Source organism: Runella salmonicolor (assembly GCF_024158025.1).
In the GTDB taxonomy this organism is placed as follows: domain Bacteria; phylum Bacteroidota; class Bacteroidia; order Cytophagales; family Spirosomataceae; genus Runella; species Runella salmonicolor.
The window spans coordinates 97,454-110,049 of sequence record NZ_JAMZEL010000016.1 but is presented as its reverse complement, the minus strand read 5'-3'; the positions used below and the strand labels follow the sequence as shown (position 1 = coordinate 110,049).

Annotated in this window: 10 protein-coding genes; 4 read left to right on the top strand and 6 right to left on the bottom strand. The window is 45.9% G+C overall.

Annotation, left to right across the window (positions count from 1 at the left end):
• The first annotated feature begins 49 nt into the window (after positions 1 to 49).
• A complete protein-coding gene (locus NCI00_RS26045; protein ID WP_253532521.1) occupies positions 50 to 439 on the top strand; it encodes an RDD family protein in 390 nt (129 codons plus the stop codon).
• 59 nt (positions 440 to 498) lie between these two features.
• On the opposite strand, the gene NCI00_RS26040 is transcribed toward NCI00_RS26045, so the two are convergent.
• Positions 499 to 1,143 carry a MarR family winged helix-turn-helix transcriptional regulator gene (locus NCI00_RS26040; protein ID WP_166559913.1) on the bottom strand — a complete coding sequence of 215 codons (645 nt, stop codon included), beginning with the start codon at positions 1,141 to 1,143 and terminating at the stop codon, positions 499 to 501.
• Positions 1,144 to 1,324: 181 nt separating this feature from the next.
• On the opposite strand from NCI00_RS26040, the gene NCI00_RS26035 reads away from it, so the two are divergent.
• The gene (locus NCI00_RS26035; RefSeq protein ID WP_253532520.1) at positions 1,325 to 3,796 is read left to right on the top strand and encodes a TonB-dependent receptor; all 2,472 of its coding nucleotides are present in this window, start codon (positions 1,325 to 1,327) and stop codon (positions 3,794 to 3,796) included.
• Positions 3,797 to 3,868: 72 nt separating this feature from the next.
• On the opposite strand, the gene NCI00_RS26030 is transcribed toward NCI00_RS26035, so the two are convergent.
• Entirely contained in the window at positions 3,869 to 4,804 is a 936-nt protein-coding gene (locus NCI00_RS26030) for a sugar phosphate isomerase/epimerase family protein (RefSeq protein WP_166559912.1), read from the bottom strand.
• Positions 4,805 to 5,015: 211 nt separating this feature from the next.
• Positions 5,016 to 7,235: an alpha/beta hydrolase family protein gene (locus tag NCI00_RS26025; RefSeq protein ID WP_253532519.1), complete on the bottom strand. Its 2,220-nt coding sequence runs from the start codon at positions 7,233 to 7,235 to the stop codon at positions 5,016 to 5,018.
• 356 nt (positions 7,236 to 7,591) lie between these two features.
• Between NCI00_RS26025 and NCI00_RS26020 the strand changes: the two genes are divergently transcribed.
• The gene (locus NCI00_RS26020) at positions 7,592 to 8,461 is read left to right on the top strand and encodes a carbon-nitrogen hydrolase (RefSeq protein ID WP_253532517.1); all 870 of its coding nucleotides are present in this window, start codon (positions 7,592 to 7,594) and stop codon (positions 8,459 to 8,461) included.
• Positions 8,462 to 8,536: 75 nt separating this feature from the next.
• Here the strand turns inward: NCI00_RS26020 and hisIE are convergent, their stop codons facing one another.
• From hisIE to NCI00_RS26005, 3 genes are all read right to left on the bottom strand, one after another.
• The gene (gene hisIE, locus NCI00_RS26015) at positions 8,537 to 9,136 is read right to left on the bottom strand and encodes a bifunctional phosphoribosyl-AMP cyclohydrolase/phosphoribosyl-ATP diphosphatase HisIE (RefSeq protein ID WP_253532515.1); all 600 of its coding nucleotides are present in this window, start codon (positions 9,134 to 9,136) and stop codon (positions 8,537 to 8,539) included.
• A 93-nt stretch (positions 9,137 to 9,229) separates the two neighbouring features.
• Complete coding sequence (locus NCI00_RS26010; RefSeq protein ID WP_253532513.1) at positions 9,230 to 10,393, bottom strand: sigma-54-dependent transcriptional regulator; 1,164 nt, start codon at positions 10,391 to 10,393, stop codon at positions 9,230 to 9,232.
• A 201-nt stretch (positions 10,394 to 10,594) separates the two neighbouring features.
• Positions 10,595 to 11,293: a peptidylprolyl isomerase gene (locus NCI00_RS26005; protein ID WP_253532511.1), complete on the bottom strand. Its 699-nt coding sequence runs from the start codon at positions 11,291 to 11,293 to the stop codon at positions 10,595 to 10,597.
• A 69-nt stretch (positions 11,294 to 11,362) separates the two neighbouring features.
• Here NCI00_RS26005 and NCI00_RS26000 point away from each other — a divergent pair, with 69 nt between their 5' ends.
• A complete protein-coding gene (locus NCI00_RS26000) occupies positions 11,363 to 12,595 on the top strand; it encodes an HD domain-containing protein (RefSeq protein ID WP_166559907.1) in 1,233 nt (410 codons plus the stop codon).
• Position 12,596: the final 1 nt, after the last annotated feature.

Genomic DNA, 12,596 nt, shown 5'->3' with positions numbered 1-12,596 from the left:
ATAAAAAATTCCCTGAACCACTTTTTTTACTCTAAACCTTCTTAATCTAATGCAAAAAGCCGATGCCATCCAACGTTTTGTAGCTGCCTTTATTGACGGTATTGTGGGTTATCTTCCCGCCTGGATTTTAGCCTTTATTTCTTTTAAACTCATTTTTGTGGGGTATCTTATTGCCATTGCTTACGTACTAACCAAAGACGCCATCCCGGCCACAAGCGGCTTTTTCGGAGGGCAAAGCATCGGTAAAAAATTAATGAAAATCAAAGTCATTAAGGAAGATACTGGCGCGGGTATTGAGGGAGATTGGGGCGCGGCCATTGTGCGCCAAGTTTCATTGATGATTCCTCTTTTTGGTTTTGTTGATGCCCTGATGGTATTTAGCGATGACAAAAAGCGTTTTGGCGATAAATGGGCGAACACCATCGTGGTAAAGCAGTAGTCAGAACCATAAATTCATTTCATAAAAAGCGTTTGCGAACTCCTTCGCAAACGCTTTTTTTATTCGGTTTGATTTAAATTCAATAGTTCATCTAAACTTTTCTCCCGCTCGTTTAGAAATAACGGTTTGTGGAAAAAATGCAGTTTTTGAAGCAGATATAACAACTGCAACTTCTCGATTTCATTTAGGTTGCCAGAAATAATCAAGCTTGCCTTTCGCATCTCACCGAACGTTCCAAACAAAACACCTTTTCCCCGCTCCGTAATTAACAAACGCTTGCTTCGACGATCGTTGGGGTCGTCGGTTTGTTCAATCAATTTGTTATTCAACAAACGCTTTATCACCTCCATTCCCGTCGTTTTTTCGTGGATGTTTAACTCGATGATTTCCGTTTTTGAACACCCTCCTCTTTGCCATATACCCGCCAAATAGCCGAAGTCATCCAACGTAATAAGCGCCGAGTCTTCGAGGGCTTTTTTAATGTACCCTTTGGCATAACGGTACAAAAAAGCAATCAATTGCGACAACAATGCTTCCACTGTTTCGCTGTTTTCAAAGTCTACCGCAGCATCGGTTGATTTTGAAAAAACCTGCTGATTCAAATACGCCACAAATCCTTCCATGTCTTTTCGTTGAGAAGAAGAACGCTGGGCTTCGTAATCTGCCAGATGACCAATGAGCTGTTGCAGGAGTTCGTAATTCATTTTTTTAAACTAAAAACATTCTAATATATCAAAATTAATTTGTTTTCGTACAAACAATTTCAAATTTGGAATGTTATTGTATTGTATCAAACATGGATAGAACAAAATCGAACCTAAAATGTTTGTCACAACACTTATTTAGCTACAAACCATCTAGAAATATATATACAATCTAAAAACAATGAATTCAACGTCAACACTCAAAAAAATCCCGAATTACACTGCCATAGTAGCCTTCTTCATGGTTGCTTATTTAAGCCTTGCTTCGGTTTTTGCCCAAAATACGGGGACCATCCTCGGTAACGTCAAAGACAAACGCACGCAAGAAGTACTGATTGGCGTGACGGTTCAGGTGGAAGGCACCAACCAAGGCACCACTACAGATGCCGAAGGTAAGTTTAAACTCAGCTTGCCCGTGGGTAGCTACAACCTCAAAGCCACATTTGTCGGTTACAAAGCCACCAGTAAGTTCAACATTGTGCTTACCTCAGGCAACGCCCAGCAAATCAACTTCGAGCTGGAAGAAGATGCCGTACAGTTGGCCGAAACCAAAATTGTTTTTAACCGTTCAATTTCGGTCGCCTCCGTCGAAACGCCCAACTCCATCCAAAAACTAACGACCGAAGAAATCAAAAACAACCCCGGTGGCAACTTCGACATCTCACGGGTAATTCAGGTATTGCCTGGTGTTGGCGGGACGGCTGGGTCAGTGGGCGGCTTTCGCAACGATTTGATTATCAGGGGAGGAGGTCCAAATGAAAACGTGTTTTATCTGGATGGGATCGAAATACCCGTCATCAATCACTTCGCCACGCAGGGAAGTTCGGGTGGCCCAACGGGCATTTTGAACGTATCTTTTATTGAAGATGCCACGCTAAGTTCGAGCAGTTTTAACGCCCGATACGACAACGCACTTTCGTCGGTGCTTCAATTCCGTCAGCGCGAAGGTAATCCAGAGCGTGTGCAGGGCAACATCCGCGTCAGCTCCACCGAAGTAGCCGGCACGCTAGAAGGGCCGATTTCCGCCAAGACCACTTTTTTGGCGTCGGTTCGCCGCTCGTATTTGCAGTTTTTATTCAAGGCCATTGACCTACCCATTCGGCCCAATTATTGGGATTTCCAGTACAAAGTCACGCATAAAATCAATAAAAAAACCACGCTAACGGCCATCGGCGTGGGAGCCATCGACGAATTCACTTTTGCCGTTCCGCAAGAAAGCAGCCCCGAAAAAGAATACATCTTACGCTCCAATCCCAACATCAATCAGTGGAATTATACGACGGGTTTTTCACTGAAACGGCTTCTGGAAAACGGCTTTATGAATGTTTCGCTGAGCCGAAACATGTTTAATAACCGTCTGGACCGCTTTGAAGACAATCGACAGGGCGATGAACGATACCGCGCGCTGAAGAGCAATTCGCAGGAGATTGAGAATAAACTACGGATTGATGTCAATAAATTCATTGGAAAATGGGAATACAGCTACGGCGCAGTGTTGCAATACGTCAAATACAACAATGATTTTTTCAACGTCTTACGCCGCGAAATCACCAACTCACAGGGACAAATCGTGCAACCGGGTATCACGGTGACGTTTAATACGGCCATTGATTTCTTCAAATACGGTGCCTTTGCGCAGGTTAATCGTAAACTACTCAACGACCGCCTCAATCTTTCGGCGGGCCTACGCACCGACATGAATTCTTTCACGAACGACGGCAACAATCCGCTCGAAACGCTGAGTCCACGCTTGTCGGCCAGCTATCAGGTGAGCGACAAATGGCGGTTGAATGCGTCGGTAGGGCGTTATTTCAAAACCCCGATTTACACCGTTTTGGGCTACCGTCAAGATGGGAATTTTGTCAATAAATCCAACAAATACATTCGTTCTGACCACGTGGTAGCGGGTCTTGAATTCATTCCAACGCCTACTACGCGCATCACGCTCGAAGGTTTCTCGAAAATGTACGATAATTACCCCATCTCGGTACGCGACGGCATATCGTTGGCCAATCAGGGGGGCAATTTTGGCGCCATCGGCAACGAAGCCGTGACGAGTACTGGCAAAGGCAGAAGTCGGGGAATTGAATTTTTTATACAGCAAAAACTCACCAAAAACTTCTTCGGCGTATTGAGTTACACCTATTTTCAATCTGAATTTACGGGAAAAGACGGTAAATACATAGCGTCAGCTTGGGACACCCGCAATCTGGTTTCAACCCAGTTGGGCTACAAATTTAAGCGGGGTTGGGAGCTGGGCCTAAAATGGCTTTACCAAGGCGGCGCTCCCTACACGCCGTTTGACTTGGCAACTTCTCAAAGAACGTATCTCACCAGCGGTGTGGGCACCGAAGACTACACTCGCCTCAATAGCCAACGGCTCAAAGCATTCAGCCGCGTGGACTTCCGGGTGGATAAAAAATGGAATTACAAAAAGATGTCGATTGACTTATTCTTTGATTTTCAAAATGCCTTGTTGACTGCCAATCCAGCCTTTCCACAATACACATTTGAGCGCACCGCCGACAATTCAGGCTTCAAAACCACCGATGGGCAAGCCCTCAAACTCGACGGAAGCAACGCCATTCCGCTCATTTTAGCCAACGAAGACGCCAATTTCACGCCAGCACTGGGCTTGGTGATTGAATTCTAAAAACACTTATTTAAACAAAAAGGGGCGTGTCGAATATAAAAATTCGACACGCCCCTTTTGCAAATACGCTTTTTACACCATTGCACCCACTCGCTCCAACAGCTTCTTGGTGGCTTTGATGCCGTCGTATTCTGACGTCACGTTTCCTTCGTACTCAATACCGATGATTCCCTTGAAACCAGCATCTTTTACGATTTTGAGCAAACGAGCGTAGTCCATTTTCGCCTCATTTCCCTTTTCGTCAAAGTCGTTGGTTTTGGCACTTACACCTTTAGCAAAAGCCATCAATTCTTTCACGCCTTTGTAGCGGTCGTATTCTTCTGTACAACTACCGCCCCACTCACCACCACTGCTACGCTTAATGCAAAAGTTGCCGAAATCGGGCAATGTACCTACATTTTTCATGTTGACCTGCTTCATGACATTCGACAGCCACTGCCCGTCTGACGAGTAACCACCGTGGTTTTCTACAATCACATTGATACCGACAGGTGCGGCAAATTCGCCTAATTTTCCGAGACCGTCTACCGCTGCTTTGGCTACTTCTTCGGCCGTACCACGCCCGAATGAATTGACCCTGATGGTTTTGCAGCCAAGGTATTTGGCACACTCGACCCATTTTTTGTGATTATCCACCGCTTTGTTACGTACTGCGGCATCGGTTTCGGCAAGACCGCCTTCTCCGTCAATCATGATGAGGTGGTTTTTGACGTCGTTGTCTTTACAGCGCGTTAGCAGGTCGTTGAGGTAGGCCGTATCTTTGGCTTTATCTTTAAACATCTGATTGACGTATTCCACAATCCCAATTCCAAATTCCTTACGAGCTACCACGGGAAAATCTAAATTGGTCAATTTTTTTTCGTTGAGAATAGCTTTGTGCAACGACCATTCGGCCAACGAAATCTGAAACCACAGTTTTTGCGGTTCAGCAGCAAACAGCTCAGGAGCAAACGCGGCCATTCCTGCGGCAGCGCCTAAGTTTTTAATGAAAGTGCGGCGATTATTCATTTTTAACGTAAAAATTTATGGTTTAACTCATCTAAAGCAATCTTCAATAAACTATTCAAGTACTCGTATTCAGCTCTTACTTGTTACTGAGACTTAATGAATTCCTCCTAAAATTCATCTTTTTCAGCCTTATAGTCAGGTTTTTCTCTACCTGATTTTAAGACGTTTTCGTCATCATCCATAAGCAATAATTGTTTTAAAATTACCCTTTCTACTTCTTGCCAACGTACCGCTCAAAAAATTCATAAATACGCAACATCCGATCGATGCGCTGACGCGGGTTGCCCGTACGGCTTAACTCGTGCGTACCGCCCGGCATCCGGACATATTCAACTTCACGGCCCAAAATTTTCAGGGATTTATACATCATTTCGCTCTGAATTACGCCCGTCCGCAGGTCATTCTCGCCGTGTTTGATGAGAAACGGGGTTTTTATTTTATCAACGAACGTATAAGGCGAATTCGCATCCATTGACTCTTTGGCTTCGGTTTCCCACGGATAGCCGCCAAAATAGCCAGGCACCAAACGCCACGCGTTGCCCTCGCCCATAAACGTGGTTAGGTCGTACACCCCGCGTTGGGCAAAAGCCGCCTTAAAACGATTGTCATGCGCGATAATCCACGCCGTAAGATAACCCGCATACGAACCTCCTGTTATCACCTGACGTGAGGTATCAGCCCATGTTTCTTTGGCCGCATCCGCACACGCCCGCAACACATCGTTGGCGGGGCCAGTGCCCCAATCACGGTAATTGGCTTTCATAAAATCGACGCCGTAACCGCCCGAACCACGCGGATTGGCATATACTACCCCATAGCCCTGCGCACAAAAGAACTGATGTTCGTGCCACATCGACGCTTCGCCAGGCCCCCACATGGCGGTAGGGCCACCGTGCATATTGAGCAGCAACGGATATTTTTTGCCTGCCTCCACAAACGTCGGTTTCATAATCCAATACTCGATGGTCTGGCCTTTTTCATTTTTGAATGTCCGTTTTTCGGGCATACTCAATGCTTTTTTGCTTACCCAATCGTTATGCGTCGACAACTTCACGGCGTTTTTTGCCAATACATCGGCCTGATACAATTCAGACGGGTTGGCCACTTCGGTTTTGGCAAAAACAACTTTATTGGGAAAAACATCAAAATCAGTCACTCCACTATCAAAATCAGACAATTGCTCTACTTTATCAATGGTCGGAACGGCTCTGAAAAGTGGGGCTCCACCGTTTGAGGAGGCCGTAAAATAGACGTATTCTACCTTACCAACTTCTTTCTTGTTTTTTGGGAACGTCAGCGTTACCCATTTCAGATTACCCGGAGAACGGTCAAAAGGATTAACGGAGTATTTGGCAGTCGTCGTTTTTAGGTTTAAAAAGCCCAAATGTCCTTGGTCGAGTATGGCCGATTTAACAGGAGCCTGTGACGTAATAAAAGCCAACCACTGTCCATCGGGTGAGGGAGTGGGCTGCCCAAAATTACGGCCTTTTTCTACCAAAACCGTTCGCATCCCGCTACCATCAGCGTTCATGACACAAATGCGACTTTCGGCGTCGCGGTCGGGATGAAGCAGGCTATCGGCGCGGGTACTAAACCAAATTTGTTTGCTATCGCCCGACCAAGCGGCACCCGCGTACGAATAAAACCCTTTGGTAAGCGCCACTGGCTTGGCCCCTTCTTTAACATCAATGACCAGCAAATGACTAAAACTCAACTCCTGACCCGCCGAGGCTTCGCCCTGAAAGTTGAGTCGATTGATGACCTTGGCTTTTTTGTCTTCTACATCCTTATCCAAATACGCCCTGATTTCTTCAATCGTCCCGTCGGGATTGGGTTTTGCAGTATTTTTTTTCAGAAATTCATTTTTGGCAAAACCTGCCTTTTCCAAACTCCAAGCTGGGCCAACTTTGGTCGGATTCAGGGTAGAATCAGCCATTAATGCCGAAAACACCACGCTGGTAGAAAATAATATATGACGACCATCGGGCGAAAACTGCGGCCCCGAAGCACCGTGTTTGTAATCGGTCAACTGCCACGCCTCTCCTCCATCCAGAGGCATTACAAAAATCTGCGCTTTGCCTTTGACGGCCCGCACAAAAGCCACGCTTTTTCCGTCTGGACTCCATACGGGCTGACTGGCACTTTCGTAGCCGCGCGTAATGGCCCGTGGGGGTGTTTTTCCGTCCAAATCTACGAGCCAAAGGTGGGTTCTGTATTCATAATCAAGCGCTTCTGAGGCAGGCTCAAGCGATGTAATGGTATAAACGGCCCGCTTTCCATCGGGCGAAACCGCAATCCCGCCCACTTGCTTAATGCGCGTCAAATCGGAGGCAACAATTTTTTCTTTGGTTTGCGAAAAACCGTTGAGGGAATGATAAAAAAGAACTGTTGATAGAAAAACAATTCTCGATAGGTTAGTAAAAAACATCATCTTAAAGGGTTTGTTGATTTAAACTCTAAAGTAAGCACTTTCATGGATTTGTCAATATGTAACGTCGGTGTAACGTCGGTGTAACGTCGGTGTAACGTCGGTGTAACGTCGGTGTAACGTCGGTGTAACGTCGGTGTAACGTCGGTGTAACGTCGGTGTAACGTCGGTGTAACGTCGGTGTAACGTCGGCGAGGTTCAAAACCTCGCCGACGTTCTAAACTGGCACTTTCCCTGATTTGTCAATAAATAAGGGTTTTCGCATTACCTTTGTCATCGGTAAAGTCGGTGAGGTTTTAAACGGCAGGCGCCGAGCCCTCGCCGACGTTTTTCGACGTCCTAATCAAAGTTAATTTTCCATGCGAAATGTAAAAGTGGGTTTGGTGCAAATGAGCTGCACCGCCGATGTTAATCATAATGTAGAAAAAGCCATCGCCAAAACCCGTGAGGCAGCGGCTCAGGGCGCACAAATTGTGTGTTTGCAGGAATTATTTAAATCACTTTATTTCTGCGACGTGGAAGACCACGCCAATTTTAGCCTCGGAGAGGCAATTCCCGGCCCCACCACCGAGCAATTTGGGGCATTGGCCAAAGAGCTTGGCATTGTCATTGTTGCCTCTTTGTTTGAAAAACGTGCCCCTGGGCTCTATCACAACACAACCGCCGTCTTGGACGCCGACGGCAGCTACTTGGGCAAATACCGTAAAATGCACATTCCCGATGACCCAGGATATTACGAAAAATTCTATTTTACTCCCGGCGATTTGGGCTACAAAGTGTTTGATACCAAGTTTGGGAAATTAGGCATTCTGATTTGCTGGGACCAATGGTACCCCGAGGCGGCGCGCATTACGAGTCTGATGGGGGCCGAGATTTTGTTTTATCCCACGGCCATCGGTTGGGATACCAATGAGCCAGACCCTGCCGTTAATTTGGAGCAATACAACGCTTGGCAAACCATTCAGCGCAGTCATTCGGTGGCCAACGGCGTATATGTCGTGTCGGTCAACCGCGTAGGGCGAGAAGCCGACCAGCAGTTTTGGGGCGGGTCATTTGTATCTAATCCTTTCGGAAGCCTCATGTATTTGGCTTCGCACGACCAAGAAGAGGTAAAAGTGGTCGAATTGGATTTGGATAAAACCGAATACTATCGCACCACATGGCCCTACCTCCGCGACCGCCGCATTGATAGCTACCAGCCTATCACGAAGCGTTTGATTGACGAATAGTTGGCCATTGGGATAATCCTAAATATTGGACGTTAGAAATTAACAAATAGTCTAACGTTCAATATCCAGTTTAGCTTACTTATGTCTTTCCTTCAATACATCCACGATGTCGTCCAAATCCATGCCGCGTTGTTCGAGCAGAATGAGGTAATGAAAAAGTAAGTCGGCGGCTTCGTTTTTGAACAAATGGTCGTTGGTATCTTTGGCTTCAATCACCAATTCAACGGCTTCTTCCCCTACTTTTTGGGCAATTTTATTTACGCCTCTTTGGAATAATTTACTCGTATAAGATGCATCCGAAGGGTTGTTTTTGCGGTCGCGGATGATTTGCTTTTGCAGGTAATTCAGGAAAGGAGCTTTGCCTTCGTTCTTTTCAAAAAAGCAGGTATCCGCACCTGTGTGGCAGGTAGGGCCAATGGGATGGGCTTTGATGAGAATCGTATCTTGGTCACAATCCACCAAAATTGCTTTGACCTCCAAGAAGTTACCAGAGGTCTCGCCTTTGGTCCAAAGGCGCTGCTTGCTACGGCTGAAAAACGTAACCACTTTTTCGGCTTCGGTTTTTGCCAAGGCCTCTTCATTCATATACCCCAACATCAGCACTTTGCCCGTCTCGTGGTCCTGAACCACGGCAGGTACCAAACCATCCGGGGATTTTTCAAAATTGATTTTCATACATTGGTAGGTGACCGTAAACAATGGACTTTGAACAGTAGACAAATTGTCTGGCGTTCAAAGTCCCTCGTCAAAGTCTATTTTCTAAATAAATTAATTACCGAAACTCGCGTACAAACGTACATCATCAAGCATGATTTCGTCGCCACACATGATGACCAAACGCTCAATAACGTTGCGAAGTTCACGCACATTTCCTGTCCAAGGCAACGACTTTAGGTGTTGCATGGCATCGGGAAGAATGGTTTTTGGGATACCGCCGTATTCTTGTGAAATATCATACAGAAATTTATCGGCCAGCAATAAGATGTCCTCCCGGCGCTCCGACAACGGCGGTACGTGAATCGGAATGACGTTGAGACGATGGTATAAGTCTTCGCGAAAGCCCCCTTCGGCGATTTCGCGCTTCAAATCTTTATTGGTTGCGGCAATCACCCGCACGTTGATTTTGATTTCTTTGTCGCCACCCACCCGCGTGATTTTACTTTCCTGCAATGCCCGTAGTACCTTGGCTTGGGCCGAAAGGCTCATATCGCCGATTTCATCCAGAAAAAGAGTACCTCCATCTGCTTGTTCAAACTTCCCGATACGCTGTTTGACAGCTCCTGTAAAAGCCCCTTTCTCGTACCCAAATAGCTCACTTTCAATCAATTCGCTTGGAATAGCAGCACAGTTCACTTCAATCAGTGGCTTGTTGGCGCGACTGCTTTTTTCGTGAATTTGCTTAGCCACCATCTCTTTTCCAGAGCCGTTGGCCCCCGTAATCAAGACCCTTGCTTCGGTGGGCGCTACGCGCTCGATGGTATCTTTTACCCTTTTGATAGGGGCAGATTCACCCACAATTTCGTTGATTTTAAAAATACGTTTTTTCAAATCAACGGTTTCTGCTACCAATTTCGATTTCTCGATGGCATTACGAACCGAAACCAATAAACGGTTCAAATCTGGGGGTTTGGTGATAAAATCGTACGCTCCTCTTTTGGTAGCCTCAACGGCATTTTCCACATTACCAAACGCCGAAACCATGATAAATTGGGTAGAGCGCCCCGCTTCTCCCGCTTTCAGGAGTACTTCGAGCCCTTCCAGTTTTGGCATCCGGATATCACACAGTGCTACATCGTAGGAATTTTTCAAAATCATATTGAGGCCTTCTTCACCATCTTTGGCTTCTTCAACCTCATATCCTTCGTATTCTAAAATATCCCGCAGCGCCGCCCGGATACTTTTTTCGTCATCCACAATTAGGATTCTAGCCATCAGTAGTAGAAATGTTAACCGTTTATTGTCAGTTGTTAATCAAACAGCGATTGCTTAAAAGGTTTTCGTTCTTTTGATTAACAAAAACAACATGCTGTGCAATAGCACTTGAATGGGCAAATTTAATAAACCCACGTCGGAAATTACGCGAAAGAATTGAGCTTTTACAAATATTTTAGCTTTATCCTTGCTATTTCTATCTTATTCAAAGATATACCCGTACTGTTTCGTAATTTTTTTCTTCTTCATTTTTTCAGCCGTCAGCCGCATTCTTACATCTTTGAGAGGGCGGTCAGCCGCATCCTTAGGCTGATGCGCAATGCTATCAATGACCGCTAAACCACTGATTACCTGCCCAAAAACGGTATAACCCCCATCCAAATGAGGACTACCACCTACGGTGGTATAGGCTTCTTTTTGCGCGGCTGTCGGCATTCTGCCTCCCCGGTTCAGTTGTGCCGTAAGGCCTGCGGAATCCCAAACTCGGCCCTGAACAATATAAAATTGACAGCCCGACGATGCTTTTTCGGGGTTATTGTTGCGCGCTGCTGCCAATGCTCCTTTTTTGTGAAACAATTCGGGTTTAAACTCCGCGGGAATCCGTTCCAAATTTGAGCCTCCGCCACCGAGCCGTTCGCCCGCTTTGGCATTTTTTGAGGTAGGGTCACCGCCCTGAATCATAAACCCCTCAATAATGCGGTGAAAAAGCAAACTGTCGTAAAAACGGTCATTGATTAATTTTAGAAAATTCTGTTTGTGCAACGGCGTGCGGTCATGCAATACCGCTTTCATCTCGCCATAGTTGGTATGAATGGTGACAAGATAATCTTTACGGGATTTTTTCTGCGCCATTGATTGCACGCAACTCAGCAGGAGAATTAATAGACAAAAACGATTCATTTAGGTATTGGCTTTATTTTTTCACGAAATTGCAATCAAAAAAAACGTTTCCCAAATTTTAGACAGCCCGTGAACAAACGCAAAATCCTCAATGACCCCGTTTACGGTTTCATCGCCATCCCGTCTGACTTTATTTTTGATTTAATAGAACACCCTTATTTTCAGAGACTTCGGCGCATCAGACAACTCGGATTGGCCGAATTGGTCTATCCAGGAGCGTTGCACACGCGCTTTCATCACGCCTTGGGAGCCATGCACTTGATGGGCCAAGCGCTCAATACGCTCCGCTCCAAAGGGCACTTGATTTGGGATGCCGAGTGGGAAGCCGCCCAAATTGCCATTTTGTTGCACGATGCGGGCCACGGCCCTTTTTCGCACGTGTTGGAAAAAACCATTTTCACCAACATTCCCCACGAATACCTGTCCTTACAAATCATGAAAGAGCTTAGTCGCCAACTGGGCGGGCGGCTAGACTTGGCCATTCAGATGTTTGAAGGAAGTTATCCACGGCATTTTTTTCACCAACTTATTTCTAGTCAGTTGGACATGGACCGCATGGATTACCTCAACAGAGACTGTTTTTTTACGGGGGTAGCCGAGGGTGCCATCGGCACCGACCGCATCATCAAAATGCTTGATGTGGTAGACGACCAGTTGGTGGTGGAGTTTAAAGGAATTTTAAGCATCGAAAATTTTCTCAATGCCCGCCGACTCATGTATTGGCAGGTATACCTGCACAAAACCTCTATTTGCGCCGAGGTGATGCTCATTCAGGCTATCAGGCGAGCACGTGAATTGGTGATGAGCGGAGAGGCGGTTTTTGCCCCACCCCATTTTTCTTTATTCCTAACCAATACCGTGACTCTCAGTCAGTTTGAAGAAGATAGTACTTATTTTCATGCCTTTACCAAAATTGACGATTATGATATATGGGCGTGCATTAAGGCTTGGGCCGACCATTTAGACCCCGTTCTTTCGTCAATTTGCCAACGGCTGCTGGACCGAAAATTGTACAAAATTCAGTTCGCTGATGAGCCTTTTAGTCAAAATCAGCGCCAGCAAATCCATCAACAATTGACCGCTCAGGGCATTCCTGAAGATTTGCATCCCTATTATTTAGTAGAGGGACAATCTACCAATGCCGCCTATGTTTCGAGCGAAGAACGCATCCTCATCAAAATGAAAGACGGCAGCGTACGCGACATTGCCGATGCTTCTGATTTACCGACCATTAAGGCCCTCAGTAATATTGTCCGAAAGTATTATGTTTGTTGGATGAAACCCCTAACTTTGCAGTCTTAAT